This window comes from Paraburkholderia sp. J7 (genome assembly GCF_905220155.1).
Lineage (GTDB): Bacteria > Pseudomonadota > Gammaproteobacteria > Burkholderiales > Burkholderiaceae > Paraburkholderia.
The window spans coordinates 232,084-253,802 of sequence record NZ_CAJMYZ010000011.1; the positions used below are offsets into that span (position 1 = coordinate 232,084).

Annotated in this window: 20 protein-coding genes and 2 tRNA genes; 13 read left to right on the plus strand and 9 right to left on the minus strand. The window is 66.2% G+C overall.

Annotated features, from left to right (window positions below):
• Positions 1-33: 33 nt before the first annotated feature.
• The 5 genes from U5A58_RS19700 to pncB form a co-directional block, all read right to left on the minus strand.
• Positions 34-1,560 (minus strand): DNA recombination protein RmuC, encoded by a 1,527-nt coding sequence (locus U5A58_RS19700; protein WP_415774257.1) that lies wholly within the window; start codon positions 1,558-1,560, stop codon positions 34-36.
• Positions 1,557-2,546 (minus strand): D-glycerate dehydrogenase, encoded by a 990-nt coding sequence (locus U5A58_RS19705; protein ID WP_321948774.1) that lies wholly within the window; start codon positions 2,544-2,546, stop codon positions 1,557-1,559. Before U5A58_RS19705 ends, U5A58_RS19700 begins: the two co-directional genes overlap by 4 nt.
• A gap of 104 nt (positions 2,547-2,650) precedes the next feature.
• Positions 2,651-4,087: a sodium:proton antiporter gene (locus U5A58_RS19710; RefSeq protein ID WP_321962677.1), complete on the minus strand. Its 1,437-nt coding sequence runs from the start codon at positions 4,085-4,087 to the stop codon at positions 2,651-2,653.
• Positions 4,077-4,739, minus strand: a complete 663-nt coding sequence (locus tag U5A58_RS19715) for a lactate utilization protein C (protein WP_321962678.1) — start codon at positions 4,737-4,739, stop codon at positions 4,077-4,079. The genes U5A58_RS19710 and U5A58_RS19715 overlap by 11 nt, the downstream gene beginning before the upstream one ends.
• 93 nt (positions 4,740-4,832) lie before the next feature.
• Positions 4,833-6,035, minus strand: coding sequence for a nicotinate phosphoribosyltransferase (gene pncB, locus U5A58_RS19720; RefSeq protein WP_321962679.1), 1,203 nt, complete (start codon positions 6,033-6,035; stop codon positions 4,833-4,835).
• 326 nt (positions 6,036-6,361) lie between these two features.
• Here pncB and fdxA point away from each other — a divergent pair, with 326 nt between their 5' ends.
• From fdxA to U5A58_RS19760, 8 genes are all read left to right on the plus strand, one after another.
• Positions 6,362-6,685, plus strand: a complete 324-nt coding sequence (gene fdxA, locus U5A58_RS19725; RefSeq protein ID WP_321912568.1) for a ferredoxin FdxA — start codon at positions 6,362-6,364, stop codon at positions 6,683-6,685.
• Positions 6,686-6,792: 107 nt separating this feature from the next.
• Positions 6,793-6,868 (plus strand) — tRNA-Asn (locus tag U5A58_RS19730).
• A 69-nt stretch (positions 6,869-6,937) separates the two neighbouring features.
• Positions 6,938-7,013 (plus strand) — tRNA-Asn (locus U5A58_RS19735).
• A gap of 166 nt (positions 7,014-7,179) precedes the next feature.
• Positions 7,180-7,656 carry a CreA family protein gene (locus U5A58_RS19740; protein WP_321962680.1) on the plus strand — a complete coding sequence of 159 codons (477 nt, stop codon included), beginning with the start codon at positions 7,180-7,182 and terminating at the stop codon, positions 7,654-7,656.
• A gap of 28 nt (positions 7,657-7,684) precedes the next feature.
• Positions 7,685-8,599 (plus strand): AraC family transcriptional regulator, encoded by a 915-nt coding sequence (locus tag U5A58_RS19745; RefSeq protein WP_321962681.1) that lies wholly within the window; start codon positions 7,685-7,687, stop codon positions 8,597-8,599.
• Between the two features lie 148 nt (positions 8,600-8,747).
• Positions 8,748-9,467: an AzlC family ABC transporter permease gene (locus U5A58_RS19750; RefSeq protein ID WP_321962719.1), complete on the plus strand. Its 720-nt coding sequence runs from the start codon at positions 8,748-8,750 to the stop codon at positions 9,465-9,467.
• Complete coding sequence (locus tag U5A58_RS19755) at positions 9,464-9,787, plus strand: AzlD domain-containing protein (RefSeq protein WP_321962682.1); 324 nt, start codon at positions 9,464-9,466, stop codon at positions 9,785-9,787. The genes U5A58_RS19750 and U5A58_RS19755 overlap by 4 nt, the downstream gene beginning before the upstream one ends.
• Before the next feature lie 134 nt (positions 9,788-9,921).
• Entirely contained in the window at positions 9,922-10,683 is a 762-nt protein-coding gene (locus U5A58_RS19760) for a DUF4088 family protein (protein WP_321912572.1), read from the plus strand.
• Positions 10,684-10,720: 37 nt separating this feature from the next.
• Here U5A58_RS19760 and U5A58_RS19765 read toward each other — a convergent pair whose 3' ends face one another.
• Positions 10,721-12,979, minus strand: a complete 2,259-nt coding sequence (locus tag U5A58_RS19765; protein WP_415774258.1) for an ATP-dependent helicase — start codon at positions 12,977-12,979, stop codon at positions 10,721-10,723.
• A gap of 157 nt (positions 12,980-13,136) precedes the next feature.
• Entirely contained in the window at positions 13,137-13,649 is a 513-nt protein-coding gene (locus U5A58_RS19770) for a hypothetical protein (protein ID WP_321962684.1), read from the minus strand.
• Between the two features lie 297 nt (positions 13,650-13,946).
• On the opposite strand from U5A58_RS19770, the gene U5A58_RS19775 reads away from it, so the two are divergent.
• The 3 genes from U5A58_RS19775 (at position 13,947) to panS (ending at position 17,007) form a co-directional block, all read left to right on the plus strand.
• Complete coding sequence (locus U5A58_RS19775) at positions 13,947-14,168, plus strand: RNA-binding S4 domain-containing protein (protein WP_321912578.1); 222 nt, start codon at positions 13,947-13,949, stop codon at positions 14,166-14,168.
• Positions 14,169-14,313: 145 nt separating this feature from the next.
• The gene (locus tag U5A58_RS19780) at positions 14,314-15,723 is read left to right on the plus strand and encodes an MATE family efflux transporter (RefSeq protein WP_321962685.1); all 1,410 of its coding nucleotides are present in this window, start codon (positions 14,314-14,316) and stop codon (positions 15,721-15,723) included.
• A gap of 321 nt (positions 15,724-16,044) precedes the next feature.
• Complete coding sequence (panS, locus tag U5A58_RS19785; RefSeq protein ID WP_321962686.1) at positions 16,045-17,007, plus strand: ketopantoate/pantoate/pantothenate transporter PanS; 963 nt, start codon at positions 16,045-16,047, stop codon at positions 17,005-17,007.
• 39 nt (positions 17,008-17,046) lie between these two features.
• On the opposite strand, the gene U5A58_RS19790 is transcribed toward panS, so the two are convergent.
• Positions 17,047-17,442, minus strand: a complete 396-nt coding sequence (locus U5A58_RS19790; RefSeq protein ID WP_321962687.1) for a DUF2917 domain-containing protein — start codon at positions 17,440-17,442, stop codon at positions 17,047-17,049.
• Between the two features lie 244 nt (positions 17,443-17,686).
• Here U5A58_RS19790 and U5A58_RS19795 point away from each other — a divergent pair, with 244 nt between their 5' ends.
• Together U5A58_RS19795 and fumC are read left to right on the plus strand one after the other, a co-directional pair.
• Complete coding sequence (locus U5A58_RS19795) at positions 17,687-19,342, plus strand: phospholipase D family protein (RefSeq protein ID WP_415774262.1); 1,656 nt, start codon at positions 17,687-17,689, stop codon at positions 19,340-19,342.
• A gap of 245 nt (positions 19,343-19,587) precedes the next feature.
• Positions 19,588-20,997, plus strand: a complete 1,410-nt coding sequence (gene fumC, locus U5A58_RS19800) for a class II fumarate hydratase (RefSeq protein ID WP_321912588.1) — start codon at positions 19,588-19,590, stop codon at positions 20,995-20,997.
• A 94-nt stretch (positions 20,998-21,091) separates the two neighbouring features.
• Here the strand turns inward: fumC and U5A58_RS19805 are convergent, their stop codons facing one another.
• A complete protein-coding gene (locus U5A58_RS19805; protein ID WP_069262939.1) occupies positions 21,092-21,595 on the minus strand; it encodes an acyl-CoA thioesterase in 504 nt (167 codons plus the stop codon).
• Positions 21,596-21,719: the final 124 nt, after the last annotated feature.

Genomic DNA, 21,719 nt, shown 5'->3' on the forward strand with positions numbered 1-21,719 from the left:
GCGGCCCGTTCCCTTTTGGCGCGGCGGTTTTCCTCACTCGTTGCCGAATCCGCCTTCACTCCCCGCTTCGCCGTTGCGCAGCGCGTCGCCGAGCAGATTCGCGGCGGCCTCGCCCGGCAGCGCCTCGACGTCGCGAAGCTTGCGATTCATCGCGCGAGTGCGCACTTCGGCGGCCTCGATGGAACGCGTGACGGTTTCGAGCTGCGACTTCGTGCGCGCGAGCACGTCGCCGAACTTGCCGAACTCCGTCTTCACCGCGCCGAGTACCTGCCACACCTCGCTCGAACGACGCTCGATGGCAAGCGTGCGGAACCCCATCTGAAGGCTGTTGAGGAGCGCCGTGAGCGTAGTCGGCCCCGCGACGCTCACGCGGTAGTCGCGCTGCAGCACATCAGTCAAACCGGGGCGGCGCAGGATTTCCGCGTACAGCCCTTCCGTTGGCAGGAACAGCAGCGCGAAATCGGTCGTGTGCGGCGGTGCGACGTACTTCTCGGCGATGGTGCGCGCCTCCGCGCGAATGCGCAGTTCGAGCGCGCGGCCCGCCTCCTCGATCGCGAGCGCGTCCGCGCGCTCCTGAGCGTCGATCAGACGCTCGTAGTCCTCGCGCGGAAATTTGGCGTCGATGGGCAGCCAGACCGGCTCGCCGGTTTCCCCAGCGCCGACGCCACGCCCAGGCAAACGAATCGCGAACTCCACGCGTTCACTGCTCCTCGGCACCGTCGCCACGTTCTTCGCGAACTGGTCGGGCGTGAGCATCTGCTCGAGCAACGCTTCGAGCTGCACCTCGCCCCACGTGCCGCGTGTCTTCACGTTGGTGAGCACCTTCTTCAGGTCGCCCACGCCCGCCGCCAGCGTCTGCATCTCGCCAAGCCCGCGATGGACCTGCTCCAGCCGGTCGGAAACGAGCTTGAACGACTCGCCAAGGCGCTGTTCGAGCGTCGCGTGCAGCTTCTCGTCGACGGTGCGGCGCATTTCCTCGAGCTTCGCCGCGTTGTTCGCTTCGATGTCCTTCAGACGCTGTTCGAGCGTCGCGCGCACTTCGGCGAAGCGCCGGTCGTTGACTTCGGTGAGTTGCGCGAGCTGCTGCGTGAGCAACGAGCCGAAGTGGCGCAGCGCGGCGCCCTGCTCGTCGCGCGCTACCTGGGCTTGCTGATGCAGGCTCTGGCGCACGGCGTCGAGCTGTTGCGTATTGGTCGCCGTGAGTTTGGCGAGCTGCTGGGCGAAGCCGTCGATCTGGCTGTTCTGCACCGTTGCCATGCTGCCGAGCTGCGCTGCCAGCGCCTGCTGCACTTGCGCGAAGCCGCCGCCGAATTCGCTGCGCGAGCTCTGGGCGGTGCGCGCGATCTCGTTGCGCAGTTCGCGCTCGATGCGCTCGGCCGCGCGCGCCTGCGTGTCGGTCGAGGCGGCGAGGCGATCGCTCAGCTGATCGAGCGCGTCGAGCGTCGCCTCGGTGTCGCCCTCGCCATGACCGTGACGCGCGCGCAGCAACGCGACGAGCGTCACGACGAACGCGATCGCCAGTGCGATGATCGCCAGCGACATAACTGCAAACGGGCTCATGTACGCGCTTTCCCCAGCACGGCGGGGTTGATCGGGTTAGGCGGCTGCCCCGCGCGCGGCCCTTCGCCGAGCGCGGCGATGAGGTTGTCAGCGGCGAGGTTCGCCATGGCGCGGCGCGTGGCCTCGCTTGCGCTCGCAATGTGCGGCGTGAGCACGACGTTCTCCACTTCGAGCAGCGCCGGATGCACGCGCGGCTCGCCTTCGAACACGTCGAGGCCCGCCGCCGCGATCTGGCGTGTGCGCAGCGCGTGCGCGAGCGCCGCGTCGTCGACGATGCCGCCGCGCGCGATGTTGGTGAGCGTGGCCGTGGGTTTCATCAGCGCGAGTTCCGCTGCGCCGATCGTGTGATGGTTTTCAGCCGTATAGGGCAGCACGAGCACGACATGGTCGGCCTGCTTGAGCAGGTCTTCCTTCGAGAGATAGTCGGCGTTCAGTTCGCGCTCGATCTCAGGCGCGACGCGCGAACGGTTGTGATAGACCACGCGCATGTTGAAGCCGCGCGCGCGGCGCGCGAGCGCCTGACCGATACGCCCCATGCCGATCACGCCGAGCGTGGCGCCATAGATGTCCGAGCCGAGAAACGCGTCGAACGACCACTTGTCCCATTTGCCCGCGCGCAGGAAATGTTCGGACTCCGTCACGCGGCGCGCGGCTGCCATCATGAGCGCCCAGCCGAAGTCGGCCGTGGTTTCGTTGAGCACGTCGGGCGTGTTGGTGCCAAGCACGTTGGCCGCGTTGAAGGCGGCCATGTCGAAGTTGTTGTAGCCCACCGCCATGTTCGACACCGCGCGCAGGCGCGGCGCGGCGGCAAGCGCTGCGGCGCCGATCGGATCGCCCGCGGTGAGCGCGCCGTCCTTGTCCGCGAGACGCTGGTGCAGCGCCTCGGGCGCAAGCGCCTCGCCATTGTTCCAGTCCACGTCGAAATATTGCTTCAGCCGATCGATCACATCGGGAAAGATCGGGCGCGCCACGAGAATCTTTTGCATCGTTGCTCTCCACACTTCAGTCGTTGTCCGTCATTGTTGCGCGTGACGGTGCGCTCAGGGAAGCCTCGCGCGCTTTTTGAGAGCGGTTTCCAGGCCGCTTCCGGCTAGACGAAGAAGAGCCACGTGGCCGCGAGAAAGACCGGCGTGAGCAGCACGCCCGACCAGCCAAGATAGCCGAAGAAGCCCGGCATGCGCACGCCGCGCGACTGCGCGATCGCCTTCACCATGAAGTTCGGCGCGTTGCCGATATAGGTGAGCGCGCCCATCCACACGGCGCCCGCCGAAATCGCGGCGAGCGTCTTCGCACCGCCGGACATGAGCGCATTGGCGTCGCCGCCCGCGAGATTGAAGAACACGAGATACGTGGGCGCGTTGTCGAGAAACGACGAGAGCAGACCCGTCGCCCAGAAATACATCGCTTCATTGGGGCGACCCGGTGCGTCGTTCACGAAGCGGATCAGCGCGGCGAATGCGCCCGCCTCGCCCGCGCGCAGCATCGCGATGACCGGCGCGATCGTCACGAAAATGCCCGCGAAAAGTTTGGCCACCTCGACGATCGGCGCCCACTCGAAACCGTTGTCGGCGCGCGCCTGTTTCGACGTGAACGCGAGCGAGATGAGTGCGAGCGCAACGAGTCCCGCATCGCGCACGAGGTTCTGCAACTGCACATGCGCGCCCGCGACTTCGAAGACGATACCCGGACGCCATATGCCGCTCATCAGCACGAGCGCGATGAGCAGCGCGAGCAGCACGAGATTCGCCTTGCCACCGATCGCGAGCGCGCTTGTGTCCGGCGTCGGGTCGAGCGAGGCGGCGTGCACTTCCCCGGCCTGGCGGAAGTACCAGCTATCGAGCGCATAGAAAACCGCGAGCAGCACGCCGCAGACGAACAGCATCGGAAGCGCGAGATGCTGCGCAGTCCAGAAGAATCCCACGCCATTGAGGAAGCCGAGAAAAAGCGGCGGGTCGCCGAGCGGCGTGAGCAAACCGCCCGCGTTCGCGACGAGAAAGATGAAAAACACGACCACGTGCACGTTGTGCCGGCGATTGTCGTTGGCGCGCAGGAGCGGCCGGATCAGCAGCATCGCCGCGCCCGTCGTGCCCATCACGCTTGCGAGCACGGTGCCTAGAGCGAGGATCGACGTATTCATGCGCGGCGAGCCACGCAAATTCCCATACACGCAGATGCCGCCTGCGATCGTATAAAGCGCGCCGAGCAGCACGATGAACGGAAGATATTCGTCGATCACGGCGTGCACGAAGAGCGGATACGTCGCGCCGGGACCGTGCGTGGCCGCGAACGGCAGCAGGAAGGCCAGTGCCCAGGCCGCCGAGATCTTGCCGAAATGGTGATGCCAGAACGTGGCCGCGAACATGGGGAAGAACGCGATCGACAGAAGCATGCCGGCGAACGGCAGCGCCCAGGCCGCGCCAAGCGATGCGCCGTCGAACGTCGCAGCGTGTGCGCTCGTGCTGATCAGTGTGAGTGCAGCGAAGAGCGCTCCCGCGCAAGCGCTCGCCGCGTTGCGCTTACGCGCCATGCACGACGATCACATGCACGCGATACGGCCCGTGCGCGCCAAGAATGATGGTCTGCTCGATGTCGCCGGTGCGCGAGGGCCCCGAAACGAAATTGACCGCACGCGGCAGTTCTCCGCGCTCGGCGCGCATGAGCGCGAAGGCGTCCTCGTGGCCCGCGACGATGCGCGAAGCGGGCACGACAGCGATGTGCGTTTCGGGCAACAGCGCGCCCGAGGCCCAGGTTTGCGGGCTGGAGAGCAACACTAGCGTGCCGGTTTCGGCCGTGGCGCAAAAACACCCTGTGAGGCCGACGAGATCGCGGTCTTCCGGCTTGCGGAATCGAACCACGAGACCCGCGCCGGCCCAGTCGAACGTTTCGAGCGTTTGCCACGCGACAGCCTGCATCGGCAGGCTGCGCTCGGCGAGATAACGTTGCGCGGCGGCGGGCACGTCGGCCATCTGCTGGACTTCGTCGACGGTGCTCGACATCTTGCGCGCCTCGCCAACGAAGCGCGCAACGAGGTCGCCTTCGAGCGGTGGACGCGGACCTTCGGGATGCTGCGCGAGGTAGTCGGCCACGGCTTCGCGCTCGTGCGCCGCGGGCGTAGCCTCGCGTCCCTGCGCCGCGCGAATGCGCGCGAGTATGCTGCGGCGGGCGGCCGTCGTGTCCATGAACGTCCTCGTCAGATGAAGAAAAGCGACGCGCCGATTATACCGGGGCGTCGCCTTGTGATTGACGGGTTCCGTGTGCGCTTCTTTACGCGCCTATTTGCCCGCGCACTCCTCTTCCACGGGCTGCTCGATGCCGAACACCTGGCGCAGATAGGCGAGATACGCCTTGTCGTCGCACATGTTCTTGCCCGGCGAATCGGAGAGCTTGGCAACAGGCTGGCCGTTGCAGCGAACCATCTTGATGACGATCTGCAGCGGCTGATAGCCGAGGTCGTTGGTGAGATTCGTGCCCACGCCGAACGCGAGGCGGCAGCGGTCGCCAAAACGCTCGTACAGGCGCAGCACCTTGGGAATGTCGAGCGCGTCCGAGAAGATCATCGTCTTCGTGCGCGGGTCGCAGCGGTTGTCCTCGTAGTGCTTGAGCAGGCGCTCGCCCCACTCGAACGGATCGCCCGAATCGTGCCGTGCGCCGTCGAAGAGCTTGCAGAAGTACATGTCGAAGTCGCGCAGGAAGGCCTGCATGCCGTAGACGTCCGAGAGCGCGATGCCGAGGTCGCCGCGATACTCCTTCGCCCACATCTCGAAGCCGTAGATTTGCGAGTCGCGCAGACGCGGCCCGAGCGCCTGACACGCCTGCAGGTACTCGTGCGCCATCGTGCCGAGCGGCGTGAGGTTGTGCTTCATCGCGTAGTAGACGTTGCTCGTGCCGGTGAACTGCTCGCCGAGATCGTCTTTAAGCGTGAGGATGACTTCCTCGTGCCAGCGCTTCGAGAAACGGCGGCGCGTGCCGTAGTCGGCGATCTTGCAGTCGGCGAATTCGGGCTTCGCACCGAGCAGTTCGATCTTGTGGCGCAGGCGCTCGCGCCCCTCCTCGTACTGCGGATGATGCTGCGTGTTGCGGAAATACACTTCGTTGACGATGGCAAGCACCGGGATCTCGAAGAGGATCGTGTGCAGCCACGGCCCCTTGATCTCGATGTCGATCTCGCCGTTGCCCTTGGGCGACGGCGTGACCGAGATGTACTTTTCGTTGAGGTGAAAGAGCGCGAGAAAGTCGATGAAGTCGCCCTTGATGAAGCGCATCTTGCGCAGATACTCGAGCTCGGGCTCGGCGAAGCGCAGCCTGCAGAGCTTCTGGATCTCGCTGCGGATCTCGTCGACGTAGGGCACGAGATCGACGTTCGGCGTGCGGCAGCGGAAACGGTATTCCACACTAGCCGCAGGGAAATGATGCAGCACCACCTGCATCATCGTGAATTTGTACAGATCGGTATCGAGCAGCGAAGTAATGATCATGATGGGCCAGCCGGACTGCAATCGGATAGCGCCCGCGAAGCGGGAACCGGACTCGCTGCGCGGCAGATGCCTCGCAGCGGCTCCGGGCGGCGAGCGCCAGCGGTGCGCCCATGTTACCCGAATGCCTGCGCGCCCCACGTGCCCGCCGGCACGTCCCCTTGCTCGCAGGGGGTAAAACGGTGCGGATCACCCCATCATATAAACTAATCACGAAACGATATAAGGACGGTTGCGGGCCTGTGGTTGGGGTAATTCCTCATCAGTTACAATAGCGCCTTTGGCGAACCGCCATCCCCCGATACAAAAAGCTTGCAGGAGCTGCCTGAATGACTCACGTTGTGACCGAAAGCTGCATCAAGTGCCGCTATACCGACTGCGTCGATGTGTGCCCGGTGGACTGCTTTCGCGAAGGTCCCAACTTCCTCGCGATCGACCCGGACGAGTGCATCGACTGCGCCGTGTGCGTTGCGGAATGCCCGGTGAACGCCATCTACGCCGAGGAAGACGTGCCTGGCGACCAGCAATCGTTCATCGAGCTGAACGCTGACCTCGCCAAGAACTGGCCGAGCATCACCAAGACCAAGGCACCGCTGCCGGAAGCCGACGAATTCAAGGACGTGAAGGACAAGCTCGCGCTTCTCGCACGCTGATTGCACGTTAATCGCACGCTGATCGCGGATTGCCCTTAAAGAGATAGCGACGGGGTATTGACAGGTCTAGCCATACCCCATAGAATCTCGTTCTCTGCTTTTGTTGATCCCCGATAGCTCAGTCGGTAGAGCGCCGGACTGTTAATCCGTAGGTCCCTGGTTCGAGCCCAGGTCGGGGAGCCAAGATTCGCAAAAGCCCGTTAATCACAACGGGCTTTTTTATGACGTAAAGAGTTGTAGCTGTATTGCTGTTCCCCGATAGCTCAGTCGGTAGAGCGCCGGACTGTTAATCCGTAGGTCCCTGGTTCGAGCCCAGGTCGGGGAGCCAAAATATCGAGGGGTTGCGTGTTTGCACGCAACCCCTTTTTCTTTTGCTGCGCGAGTTGCGCATACAGCAAGGCTGCATCGTCAGTGCAGCCGAATGCCTTCGCAGTCTCACCCTGACACTCCCCACCCTCCCCGATAATGTCGATTCGTCATCTTCGGGAATCCGCATGAAATCCGCCCGCCTCACCGCCCTCCTCGCCGGCGCGAGCCTCGTCGCCTCGGCCGCTGCCCACGCCGAACAGATCGGCAGCGTGAACACCAACTTCCGCGTGACCGGTTCCGACAAAGTCGTCGTCGAAGCCTACGACGATCCGCAGGTGCAAGGCGTCACCTGCTATGTCTCCCGTGCACGCACGGGCGGCGTGAAGGGCACGCTCGGCATTGCGGAAGATCCGACCGAGGCGTCGATCGCGTGCCGTCAGGTCGGGCCGATCTCGTTCACAGGCCCGCTCAAGCAGCAAGACGACGTCTTCAACGAGCGCATGTCGTTCCTGTTCAAGACGTTGCACGTCGTGCGCGTGGTCGACGCGAAGCGCAACGCGCTCGTCTATCTGACCTACAGCGACCGGGTGGTGAGCGGCAGCGCCAAGAACAGCGTCACGGCCGTACCGGTGCCGGCGGGCACGACGATTCCTCTGCGCTAAACTGGGGATCTGAGCCGGATCCCTCACCATGACCGATTCCCGTTTTCGAGATTCCGCCCGCTATTGGCGCACGCCGCTTCTGCCCGGCGCGGATCTCGTCACGGCCGAATACAACGAACATACGTTCGCGCCCCACTGGCACGAGGCGTACACGATCCCCGTGATCGAGGGCGGCGCCGAATGCTATCGCTATCGCGGCGCGCAGCACGTCGCCGAAACGGGCAGCGTGCCGGTCATCAATCCCGGCGAGCTGCACACGGGCTCGCGCGCCGCCGAAGAAGGCTGGAGCTATCGGGTGATGTACGTGCCGATCGACTTCCTGCACGATCTCGCCGGCGAAATCGCGGGGCGCGCGCAGCCGCTGCCGTGGTTCGACACGGAGGTGATCCACGATCTCGATCTCGCGCATCGGCTCTCGCGCGCACACCGTCTGCTCGAAGCCGACGCCGACTGGCGGCGCGCCGCAGCCGTTGCGCAATCCAGCACGAGCGCCGGCTTGGCGGCGCTTTCCGCAGATTCCGATGCGCAGCGCTCCGATCTGCTCGCCGTAGAAGGTGCACTGCTCGACGCGCTCTCGACGCTGCTCACGCGCTACGGCCGCACGCGCGAGGCGGCGCTCAGACACGGCCCGAACGATCCGCGTGTGGAAACGATGAAGGCGCTCCTCGCCGCCGATCTCGCCATGCCGTTGCGCGTAGCCGATCTCGCCCACGCAGTCGGCCTCTCGCCGTTTCACGCCACGCGGCTCTTCACGCAAGCAACCGGGCTGCCGCCGCACGCCTGGCGCACGCAGTTGCGCCTGCAACGCGCGCTCGGCCCGTTGCGCGAAGGCGCCTCGGTGGCCGACGTCGCCGCGGCAAGCGGCTTCACCGACCAGAGCCATTTCACACGGCACTTCCGGCGTATGTTCGGCGTGCCGCCGGGGCGCTGGCAGTCGTCCTGAGCGCGCCGGGGCCGCCTCGCGCCGCAAGAACGTACAAGCCACCCGCACGGGCGGCCGTTATGCTGTCCCCTTGTATCAGGAGGACAGTTTGACCACGCATCCCAACCGCTTCACCGAATTCATCGCCGGCGCGCGCGACACGATCCCCATGATGATCGGCGCCGCGCCGTTCGGCGTGATCTTCGGCACGCTCGTCACCTCGGGCCCGCTTTCGCTCTGGCACGGCCAGTTCATGTCGCTCGCCGTGTTCGCCGGCTCTGCGCAGTTCATCGCGCTCGGGCTGATCGCCTCGCACGCGAGCTTCGCCGTCATTCTCGCCACCACGTTCATCGTGAACCTGCGGCACGTGCTCTACAGCGCAACGCTCGCGCCCTATGTCTCGCATCTGCCGCTGCGCTGGCGTCTCGTGCTCGGCGGCCTGCTCACCGACGAGGTCTTCGCCGTCGCGTGGGCGCATTTCCGCCGCCATCCGCCCGGCGACGACGTCTCGCCGTGGCATTTCCTCGGTTCGGGCGTCTCGATGTACCTGAACTGGCAGCTCTGGACCGCGGCCGGCCTGCTGTTCGGCGCGGCGTTCCCGGGCCTGCAGTCGCTCGGCCTCGACTTCGCGATGGTCGCGACCTTCATCGCCATCGTCGTGCCGCAGCTAGTTGCCGTGCGCTACTTCGCCGCTGCCGCGACCGCGGGCGCGCTCGCCTTTTTCTGGCAGGGCTGGCCGTACAAGCTCGGGCTGCTCGGCGCCGTGCTCGCAGGCGTGGTCGTGGGCGTCGTCCTCTCGCGCCCGGGTTCCTCGCGCGGCGTCCGCGCCGCAAGCGACTCCGCCCACAAGCCCACCAACGTCCAACGCACCGCAGGAGCCGGGCAATGAACTACATCGTCCTGATTCTCGGCATGGCCCTCATCACCCTCGTCATTCGCACGGCGGTGTTCGTGCTCGGCGACCGGCTGGTGTTCCCGCCGCTCGTGCGCACCGCGCTCGGCTTCGTGCCCGTCACCGTACTCACGGCCATCATCGTGCCGATGGCGGTCTCGCCGCACGGCCAGGGCGCCGAGCTGACCTGGCGCAACCCGCAACTCGTCGGCGCGCTCGCGGCCATCGTCGTCAGCGCGCTCACGAAGCGGCCGCTCCTCACCATCGCGGTCGGGCTCGGCGTGTTCTTCCTCTGGCAAGGCGTCGTCCTGCGCTAGAGCGCCCCCTCGCCCCTTACGCTCAAGTTTCACCCCGGCGCGCCGTTAAACCCGTCAAGGCCTGCTCTGGCAGGCCACTGCTCGAACGGCGAGAGCACGCGAGAAGCGATAAGGATTACACCGGGGCAACCACAATGGGGCATATCACCCTTAACCTGAAGGATGAAACGCTTGCGTCGCTGCGCAAGGATTTCGACGCGTTCCTGCGCGTCTCGCTCAAACTCGACCCGCAGTTCGCCACGCCGGAATTCGAGGACTACCTGCGTGCGAAGCTGCTCGACAACATGACGCCGCTCACGGAGCACGCTGTCCAGCGTCTCCTGCAAGGCGGCCAGTACGCATGGGCCAAGCGCACGCTCGACAAGGAGTTCCCCGAGGTCGTCTCGATCCTGATGCGACAGGCGGGCGAATTCGGTTTCGGCTTTGCGTCGCGGCCCGAGTGGACACCGGACGAACTCTCGAAGCAGTGCCGCGACTGGGCGGCCGCCATCGTGAGCGAAGCCCAGGGCGAAGAAGCGCTGATCGATCCACTGGCAGCGCAGATCAAGTCAGGCGTGCAGGACATCCAGACGCTCGAAGAGACGATGCAGACGCCCGCGTGGCGGCTCACCGAGTCGCTGCGTCAGCGGGTGTACGAAGCGAAGATTGGCTGCGAGCAGGCTAGCGGCAGCCTGGCGCGCGAGCGCCTGGGTGAACTGCGCGGGCTCTTGAGGCTCGGCGTCACGCATGGCGTGTTCCAGAAGCAGGAAGCGCAACAGATCATGGAATATCTGCGCCTGCTCAAGCCCGAGATTTTCGTCGAAGAGCCCGACGACGTCTTCACGCGCCTCGCCGCGTGGCTGCGCAACTTCTTCATGCCGCCGCAGCGTGGCACCGCGCGCGAACAGGGGCGCTAGACGCGCCTCGCTGAGTACGCCCCGCCAGGCGCGCCCCTTAGTCCCACATCTTCCTGAGCCTCGCGGCGATTTCGACCTTCGCCTGCGCGGCGGCGGCGAGTCCCACCGCGCTCGGCGCGCTCGCCACGGGCGCGGGCGGCCATGCGCGCGATTCGAATAGCGGCAGCATCGGCGCGGCGATAAAGCGCGTGCGCGAGGCCCATACGTGCCGGTCGCCCGACGCCACCTGGTTGTGCACGTAAAAGCGCTGCGGCACGACGATGTGCAGATCCTCTTTCGCGCGCGTCATCGCCACATAGAGCAGCCGCCGCTCCTCCTCCAGCTCCTCGTCGCTGCCCGCGCCGAGATCGGACGGAATGCAGCCGTCCACGCCATTGAGCACGAACACGTTGCGCCACTCCTGCCCTTTCGCCGAATGGATCGTCGAGAGGATCAGATAGTCCTCGTCGAGCAGCGGATCGGCGGATTCGGCGCTCGTGGCGTCCGGCGGATCGAGCGTGAGTTCGGTGAGAAAGCGCTCGCGCGACGCGTAAGTGCTCGCAATGCTCTCCATTTGCAGCAAATCGGCCAGACGCACCTGGGCGTCCTCGTGATTGCGCTCGAGATGCGGCTCGTACCAGCGCCGCACGCGCTCGAATTCGGCGGGCCACGGTGTGGCGCGCATGGAGAGACTGTCGATGAGCGACGCGAACGCCGGCCAGTCTTCGGCCGCGCGCGGCGGCGGCGCGAAAGCCGCGAGCGCCTCGGCGGCGCGATACGCGCCCGTGCACGCGGCCACCTGGTCGAGCAGACGCGCGGCGTTGGCGGGCCCCACGCCCGGCAGCAGTTGCGTCACGCGAAAGCCCGCCACGCGATCGAGCGGATTCTCGGCCCAGCGCAGCACCGCCAGCACGTCCTTCACGTGCGCGGCGTCGAGAAAACGCAGGCCGCCGAACTTCACGAACGGGATATTGCGCCGCGCCAGTTCGATTTCGAGCGTGGCGCTGTGGTGCGCCGCGCGAAACAGCACAGCCTGCTGCTTGAGCCTCATGCCCGCTTCACGCGCCTCGAGAATCTGTTCGACGACGTAGCGCGCCTGGGTCGCCTCGTCGGCCACCGTGACGAGACGCGGGCGCTGCTGCGAGGGGCGATCGGTCCACAGGTTCTTGGTGAAGCGCTCGGCGGCGGCGTCGATCACGGCGTTCGAAGCGGCGAGGATCGGCGCCGTCGAACGGTAGTTGCGCTCGAGCGTCACCTGGCGCGCGGGCGGATCGAACTGCGCCGGAAAGTCGAGAATGTTGCGCACCGTCGCGCCGCGAAACGAATAAATCGCCTGGGCGTCGTCGCCGACCACGGTCAGGCCGCGGCCGTCGGGCTTGAGCGCGAGCAGGATCGAGGCCTGCAGGCGGTTGGTGTCCTGGTATTCGTCGACGAGGATGTGATCGAAGCGGCCCGCAAGATCGGCGGCAATCGCCGGCTCCGCGGCCATGTGCGCCCAGTAGAGCAGCAGGTCGTCGTAGTCGAGGACGTTCTGCTTTTGCTTGGCGTCCACGTAGGACGCGAACAGCGCTCGCAGTTGCGGCTCCCATTCGAGGCACCACGAGAACGACCGGTTGAGCACGCTGGCGAGCGAGTCGCCCGTGTTGACCGCGCGCGAGTAGATCGCAAGGCACGTCGACTTCGAGGGGAAGCGCTTTTCCTTCGCCGAGAATCCCAGCTCGTGGCGCACGAGGTTCATCAGATCGGCGGAATCTTCGCGGTCGTTGATCGTGAACGCCGGCGAAAGGCCGATGTGCTCCGCGTACTCGCGCAACAGCCGTGCGCCTACGCCGTGAAAGGTGCCTGCCCAACTGAGGCCTTGCGCGAGCACTGCCGCCGCGCCTGGCGCGCTGGCGGCGATGCGCGCCACACGCCGCGTCATTTCCTGCGCGGCGCGCCGCGAGAACGTGAGCAGCAGGATGCGGTGCGGGTCGGCGCCACCCGCGATCAGATGCGCGACGCGGTGAGCGAGCGTATTGGTCTTGCCCGACCCAGCCCCTGCGATCACGAGCAGCGGGCCCGGCAGCGCCGAGCCCGGCACGTAGCCCGCTTCGCCGCCGTGCTCGACGGCCTCACGCTGCGCGTCGTTGAGTTTCGCGAGCCACGAAGAAACGGCATTGGCCGCGTCGGCACGCACCTGGCTGGCGTCGGAGACGGAAGAATCGGCAACGGAAACTGTGGACACGGCGGGCGCTGGGACGATGAACGTGGCGAATCGGAAAGAGGCGACGCATACTGTATATCCATACACCCCGCATCCGCAAGCGCCTGATTCCATGGCGATCTGGCGGGATTTAACGACAACGCCGCGGCGCGCTTCGAGCATCACAAAGCGAAACGGCGGCGTCCGTTGCCGGTCGCCGCCGCTCTCAGTGTGCTAACAAGGTCAGCGCCCAGGACACGGGCGCCGCCTGCATCAGCCGCGCGATAGCGCGTTATTCCGACTGGCCGCCCTGCTGCTGGGCCGACATGCCGTTCATCTGATCCTTCATTTCCGAATCGTTGGCCTGACGGTCGGCCTTGTGGTTGATCTTCGCGTCCTTCACCTGAGCCTTGTACTGCGACTTCGCCTGCTTCTTCGCGTCGCTGTACTCGGCGTTCGCCGACTTCTTCGCGCTGCGGTATTCCGCGTTCGCGGCGGCGTTGGCGTTGCGCTTTTGCACCAGCGGGTCAGCGGATTGCGGGGCAGTCAGCGCTTGCGGGGCAGGCGCGGGTTGCGCGATGCCGGCGGCCGCCGGCGCCTGGCTCGGGACGTGACCAGTCATCTGGCCCGGTATTTGACCAGGCGCGGCACCCGGCGCCATCGTTGGGGCTTCGCCGGCCTGGGTCGCGCCCTGGGTCGCGTTTTGTGCCGCGTTTTGTGCATACGCACCTTGCGCGAATACGGCGGCAGTCGTCACGGTGGCAAAAACGGCGGTAGCGGTGAGCAGCTTGCGAATCTGGGTCATGGCGTATCCTCCTTGCAGTGGTTCCGAAGGCGCTTTTGCAGCGGGCAAGCCCGCCAGAGCCGCGCCCCCGCTCGACGGAGCCGTTCAAGGGAAACTTGAGCGGCGCTGTCGATCCGGGTGAAACCATTTTGGTATGAAGATCGCCGTGGGGTCCCGCGACGTTACTCAACGTTTCATTTTCTGACGAATTCATAACATCTGGCCCCGAGATGTGACAGACGCCGCGGCAAAGCCGCCATCGCTTATGATGCTCACCCTTCGCGCGCTTGCCGCACGCCTTTGAAATTCCAATCCGCCATGCCCAACCTCGATTTCACGCTGACCGGCGACTACGTCGAACTGCACAACCTCCTGAAGATCACCGGACTCGCCGACAGCGGCGGCTCGGCCAAACAGATCGTCGCCTCGGGCGCGGTGAAGGTGGACGGCGAAGTCGAGCTGCGCAAGACGTGCAAGATCCGCGCGGGCCAGGCCGTGCTGCTGGGCGACACGCGCATTGCCGTCAAGGCGCACGAGTGAACCGCCCCGAAACTTGCCCGCAGGCGCCAGCTATGCACCAGATTTGAGCATCTGGATCGACAAGGTCGCTGTCTCGCAATAAGCTTTCAGTTTCGACAGACGAACCCTGCCGCGCGGCGCGCTTATATCGCGCCGCTTGTTTTTCATGACTCGAACCACGCTTTCCCGCCGCGCCGTTTCGGCGCCGCCCACGCTGCGCGGCCACGCCGCCGACACCGCCCGCCTCGCCGGCCCGCTTGCGATCGCCCAGCTCTCGCAGATGGCGATGAGCGTGACCGACACGGTCCTGCTGGGCTCGCTCGGCGCCGACGCCCTCGCCGCGGGCGGCTTGGGCGCGAACATGTTCTTCGTGGTGGTGACCGTGCTGCAAGGCGTGCTGACCTCGGTCAGCGTGAGCGTCGCGCAGGCGCGCGGCGCCGACAACGAAAGCCACGTGCCGCACATCTACTGGACCGGCTTCGCGCTCTCCCTGCTGCTCTCTGTGCCTGCATTCGCGCTGCTCTCCTTCGCCGAGCCGATCCTGCGCGCGCTCGGCGAGCCCACGCTGCTCGCGCATCACATCGGCGAGTACACGGCCGTGCTGCGCTGGGGCGCGCCCGCCAGCCTGATCGGCGTGGGGCTCATGCGCTCGTTCCTGCCCGCCATCGGCGCGGCGCGGCGCCTGCTGTGGGTGTCGATCGCGTGCGTGTTCATCAACGGCTTTCTCAACTACGGGCTGATCCACGGCGTGTGGAGCCTGCCGCGCCTGGGCTTTCTCGGCTCGGCGGTGGCCACCACGATCACCGTGTGGCTCACCGCGTTCGTGCTGATGGCGCTGCTGCACCTGCGGCCTTCGCACCAGCATTTCGTCGTTGCGCGCCGGCCGACGGCGCCGCTGATGGGCGAACTCTTCACCATTGGCTGGCCGGTTGCGATCACCTACGCGGTCGAGGCGACGCTCTTTCTCGCCACCGGCCTGCTCGCGGGCCTGCTCGGCGAAACGCCGCTCGCGGCGCACCAGATCGCCTTGAACGTGGCCTCCGTTACCTTCATGGTGCCGCTCGCGATCGGTCAGGCGGCCAACGTGCGCGTGGGTTACTGGTCGGGCGCGGGGGTGCCGCGCGCGGCGCGCCATGCGGGCTTCGTCGCGCTCGGGCTCGGCGTTGGCTTCATGTCGCTGTCGGCGCTCGTGATGGTGCTCGCGCCGCACTGGATCGTCGGGCTCTACCTGCACCTCGACGACCCGGCCAACGCGCACACGGTCTCGCTCGCGGCCACGCTGCTCGGCGTCGCGGCGATTTTCCAGATCGTCGACGGCGCGCAGACCGTCGGTTCGGGCTGCCTGCGCGGCCTGAAAGACACGCGCGTGCCGATGCTCGCGGCCACGCTCGGCTACTGGGGCATCGGCTTTCCGCTCGGCTACGTGCTCGCGTTCCACTTCGGGCTCGGCGCGCTCGGGCTCTGGTGGGGGCTCGCCGCCGGGCTCACCACCGTCGCCGTGCTCATGACGTGGCGCTTTCACCGTATGAGCCGGCGCGCACAGGCCCACGCTGCCGCCACAAGCCGCGTTGGTTGAAGCGTCCACTTAACCGGCCAGGCCGTACCGGCGCGACCGGGTAAAATACGCGCCTGGCGCCGCACGCGGCGTCCGTCCCACGAGGGCACGAACAGTTTGGAGACAGCCGCGCCCCGCGAGCGCCGCCGGCCACCCCGGCTACGCTTGCCGCGCGCGGAGCGCAGGTCGCACGCATCGACACCCCGCCACGATCCGACGCAAAGCGCGAAACAAAGACGCGACGCAACAGCGCGCCACGCAAGCGCACACGCCCAGTGCGCGTGCCCGCTGAAGCGTCTCGCGCCACGACATAAAACGAACCCCTTCACGGACCACCCTTTCATGCTTGCCCCGATTACCCGACTCTTCCCGCTCTGGGCCGTCCTCGTTTCATTGCTGGCTTACTTCGATCCGGGCCTCGTCGCGCCGATCGCGCCGCACGTCACGACGCTCCTGATGATCATCATGCTGGCGATGGGCGTCACGCTCTCGTTCGCCGACTTCCAGCGCGTCTTCACGCGGCCCGCGCCGGTCGCGGCAGGCATCTTCCTGCATTACCTCGTCATGCCGCTCGCCGCGTGGGCGATCGCCAAGGTGCTGCACATGCCGCCCGATCTCACGGCAGGCATGGTGCTCGTCGGCAGCGTCGCGAGCGGCACGGCGTCCAACGTGATGATCTATCTCGCGCGCGGCGACGTCGCGCTTTCGGTGACGATCAGCGCGCTTTCCACCCTGGTGGGCGTGTTCGCGACGCCGCTGCTCACGCGCCTTTACGTCGATGCGTCGATCGTCGTCGACGTGCGCGGCATGCTCATGAGCATCCTGCAGATCGTCGGCCTGCCGATCGCCATCGGCCTCGTCGTCAACAGGCTCGCGGGCGGCCTCGTGCGCCGCGTCGAGCCCGTGCTGCCGCTCGTCTCCATGGTGTCGATCCTCGCGATCATCGCCGCCGTGGTGGGCGGCACGCATGCGAGCATCGCCACGGTCGGCCCGCTCGTCGCGCTCGGCGTGGTGCTGCACAACGGCATCGGGCTGCTTGGCGGCTACTGGGGCGGGCGCCTGCTCGGCTTCGACGAGTCGGTGTGCCGTACGCTCGCCATCGAAGTGGGCATGCAGAACTCGGGGCTCGCCGCGACGCTCGGCAAGCTCTACTTCTCGCCGCTCGCGGCCCTGCCGGGCGCGCTGTTCTCGGTGTGGCACAACCTCTCGGGCTCCGTGCTCGCGGGTTACTGGGCCGGCAAGCCGGCGCGCGGCAGCACGCGCAATACGCAAAGCGCCGCGAACGCGTCGCCCGAGCGCGGTTGATCGATGCCGTGGTCAAGCGCCGGGCCAGCGTTCCGGCGCTTACGCCACACGCTCCTGCGGTACGCGGTCTCGCGCCCCTGCCAGCCTGCGGGGCGCACGCCGAGTTAGCCTCACCTGCAGCCATGCTCGCAGCCTCGCGAAGCGCCATTCGCGCGGCTGTGCCAGAAGCTCGCTCTCGCAGCGCACTTCAAAGCGCACACCCTCCCGCCATCCACTGATGCGTGCCCGCTCACCAGGCGCAAGCGGCAGTGCTTCGCCCGGTTCGAGCCAGTAGTCCTCGGTATCGCCTTCGACCGTCATCCAGACGCGGCCCTCGAGCGCCATCACCACGCCGCCCTGCGCCACGCGAATCGTGCGGCAAGCGTCACACGGCACCCACAGCGCCAACGCGTCCTTGAAGTCTGCGTGCATCACCACGCGGGTTTCTGCTCTCATTGCGCGCTCCGTTCGTTCGAGATGCGCGCAGTGTCGCGCCGCAAGCCCCTCGGACGTTTCCGGCCGCGCTGAAACGTCAGTTGCATGCGGCCCAAAAATTGCTCAAGGAACTTGCTCGCCGCCACTGGACCGGTAGGCCGCTTCCCGTAGAATTTTCGTGAAGTCGTGCAATGAAAACGAACCATCATGCGGCGTGCCGCCATGGAGAATCCGCTTGCCCGCGCATCCCGCCCCAACCGAAGCCGTGACGCGGCGCATGACGAAGCCGGGCGCCTCGCCGTGCGCGCCCAGGGTTGCGCTGTATGCCCTCTTTACGCTCGTTTGCCTCGCGCTGGTCGCCGGCTGCGCAACGCGGCCGCCCGCCACCGACTACCCGCGCCAGACGAGCGCGGCGCTGCCGGCCACGCAGGCCAGCGCCACGCCGCTTGGCGCCGCGCTCGCCGCGCCCGAAGCCGCGCACCCGGGCGAATCGGGCTTTCGCCTGCTCGCCACCGGGCCGGACTCGCTACAAATGCGCGTCGCGCTCGCGCGCGCGGCGACGAAAACGCTCGACATGCAGTACTACATCGCCAACGAGGACACCACCGGCAAGCTGCTGCTAGGCTCGGCGCTCTATGCGGCCGATCGCGGCGTGCGCGTGCGCATGCTGGTGGACGATCTGAATTTTCACGACATCGACCAGCTGATGGCCGCGCTCAACAGCCATCCGAACATCCAGATCCGCGTGTTCAACCCGTACGGCAGCACGAGCGAGTCGATGTACCTGCGCACGCGCAACTTCTTCTCGAACGTCGACCAGTTCACACGGCGCATGCACAACAAGGCGACGATCGTCGACAACGAGATGGCGATCGTCGGCGGGCGCAATCTCGGCGACGAGTACTTCAACGCCAGCCCGACGCTCGACTTCCGCGACCTCGACGTGCTCACCGCCGGGCCGGTCGCGCAAAGCGTCTCGGCAAGCTTCGACGAGTACTGGAACAGCTCGATCTCGTACCCCTTGAGCGTGCTCAATCATCAGAAGTTCGACGCGCACGATCTCGACACCGCGCGCGACGACCTGCGCAAGCACTGGCGCGAAAGCGCCGAGCCTTACAACGCCAAACCGCTCAACGCCACGCCGCTCGCGCAGCAAATCACGGGCAATACGCTCGCGCTCGTCTGGGCGAAATGGGCGTTCGTGGCCGACTCGCCCGGCAAGATCGCGGGCAGCGAGAAAGGCGAGCTGGGCGACGCCATGCGCTCGCTGCTCGACCGCATCCATCAGGCGCATAGCAGCGTGCTGGTGTTCTCGCCGTACTTCGTGCCGCACGACACGGGCGTACAGACCATCCGCACGCTCACTGCGCACGGCGTGCGCGTGGCGATCCTCACCAATTCGCTCGCCGCCACCGACGCCGTTGCGGTGCAGGCCGGCTACAGCCCTTACCGCGTGCCGCTGCTCGAGGCCGGCGCCGAGCTTTACGAGTTCAAGCCGCTGCAGCCCGAGCACGCCGACCAGCGGCGCTTCGGCGTAGTCGGTTCGCGCTCGCGCGCGAGCCTGCACGCCAAGGCCTACGTGATCGACGACAGCACGCTCGTGATCGGCTCGCTCAATCTCGATCCGCGCTCCGCGCGTCTGAACACCGAGCTTGCGCTAACCGTGGAGAGCCCACCGATCGCGCACGAAGTGGCCGACCTGTTCAAGCGTGCAATCTCGCCGCAGGTGAGCTACCACGTGACGCTCGCAACGCCCGCGCAACTGGCGCAGCTCCAGGGCACGACGGTCAACTCGCCGCTCGTCTGGACCGACGAGGAAAACGGCATGATCCGCACCTACAACCTCGACCCTGGTGCGGGTTTCTACAGAAATGTCCTAACCGGGCTATTCTTGCTGTTGCCGGTCGATAGCCAGCTGTGAACCGGTCGTGAAGCGACTGTGAGCACGACCTGGCTGTCGCCCGCGCAAGATCGCTTGATTTACGTTGTAACGTCCGCCGTCGAGCCAGCCGCGAAGCCGCCTTCATCGCCATGAGCGTCGCGCCTTCGCAGCGGCCGCGCCAGCACAGCGCGCCGCCGCCCAGCCACCACGCGGATCCGAACCCGTCACGAAAGCGGCGCCCTCGCGCGAGCGAGGATGCGCCGCCTCAATCACCGGAGTATCAAATGACCGCAAGCAACGAAAACGTCCGCATGGAGCGCGACACGTTCGGCGAGATCGCCGTGCCCGCCCAGCAGCTTTGGGGCGCACAAACGCAGCGATCCCTGCAAAACTTTCGCATCTCGACCGAAAAGCAGTCGCCGGAACTGATCACCGCGCTCGCGACGATCAAGCGCGCCGCCGCCGAAGTGAATCTCTCGCTAGGCGTGCTCGACGAGAACAAAGCGAAAGCGATCATGCAGGCCGCCGACGAGATCATCGCGGGCAAGCACCCCGGCGAGTTCCCACTCGCCGTGTGGCAAACGGGCTCCGGCACGCAGACCAACATGAACCTCAACGAGGTGATTGCGAACCGCGCGAGCGAGATTCTGGGCGGCGAGCGCGGCGAGGCGCGCAAGGTGCATCCGAACGACGACGTGAACCGCGGCCAGTCCTCCAACGACGTGTTCCCGACCGCGATGCACGTGGCGGCCGCCTACGGCATCGTCAAGCATTTGCTGCCGGCGCTCAAGACGCTGCGCGATACGCTCGACACCAAGGCCAAGGCTTTTGCCGACATCGTGAAGATCGGCCGCACGCACCTGCAGGACGCCACGCCGCTCACGCTCGGCCAGGAGTTCTCGGGCTATGTCGCGCAGCTCGATCACGGCATCAAGCACGTCGAATCTTCATTGCCGCATCTGTACGAACTCGCGCAAGGCGGCACGGCCGTGGGCACCGGCCTGAACGCGCATCCGCAGTTCGCGCACAAGGTTGCGGAAAGCATCGCCAAGCTCACGGGCGTGCCCTTTGTCACCGCACCCAACAAGTTCGAAGTGATGGCCGCCGCCGACGCGCTCGTGTTCGCGCACGGGGCGCTCAAGACCGTGGCCGCGAGCCTCATGAAAATCGCCAACGACATTCGCTGGCTCGCAAGCGGTCCGCGCTGCGGTCTGGGCGAATTGTCGATTCCCGAGAACGAGCCGGGCAGCTCGATCATGCCGGGCAAAGTGAACCCTACGCAGTCCGAAGCAGTAACGATGCTCTGTTGTCAGGTGTTCGGCAACGACGTGGCCGTGAACATGGGCGGCGCGAGCGGCAACTTCGAGCTGAACGTGTTCCGCCCGATGATCGCGCACAACGTGCTGCAGTCCATCCGCATGCTCGCCGACGGCGCGCTCAGTTTCAACGACCACTGCGCCGTGGGGATCGAGCCGAACCGCTCGCGCATCGACACGCTGCTCAACGAGTCGCTCATGCTCGTGACGGCGCTCAATCCGCACATCGGCTACGACAAGGCCGCGCAGATCGCGAAGAAGGCGCACAAGGAAGGCACCACGCTCAAGGCCGCCGCGCTAGCACTCGGCCACGTGACCGAGCAGCAGTTCGACGAGTGGGTGAAGCCCGGCGAGATGGTGGGCGAGGCGAAGAAATAAGCCCTGTTTGAAGGGCTGAAATGCACAACGGGCGGCGAGGTTCACACCTTTGCCGCCCGTTTTTTTCATGCAGCCGCAACGGCGCGCATGCGGATCAAACCTGCCCTTTCGCCACCTCCTCGGGCTTGAGTTCGACGATCGCGTCGAGCGCTTCCTTCACGTCGAGCGCGTATTTCGCGAGGCGCTTTTGCTCGTCCGTTTCCGGCACGTACGTCGGCACGGGAATCGGGTTGCCGTTTTCGTCGACGGCCACGAACACGATCAGGCAGTCGGTGGTGAGGCGCAGCTGGCCACTCTTCGGGTCGCCCGCATGCACGGTGATGTGGATGTGCATGGACGTGCGGCCCGTGGCGACCACGCGCGCGCGCAGCTCGACCATGTTGCCGACGAGAATTGGCCGGCGAAAGCGGATGTTGCCCACGCTCACCGTCACGCAATAGCGGCCGGACCAGACCGCGGCACACGCATATGCAGTCTCGTCGATCCATTTCATCAGCGCACCGCCGTGCACTTTGCCGCCGAAGTTCACCGAAGTCGGCTCGGCGAGGAACCGGAACGTCGTTTCCGAACGGTCCAGCGGCTGGGTAGGCGTCTTCATCTCGGCTTGGCTCATGGCGATTACCGCATACGGCGGCCCGTATCGTAGTGTGGGGAATGGAGGCGTCGATTATACGAGTGCAATAAGACAGACAGTCGCAGCCGCTTGCGAAACCCCATTCGCG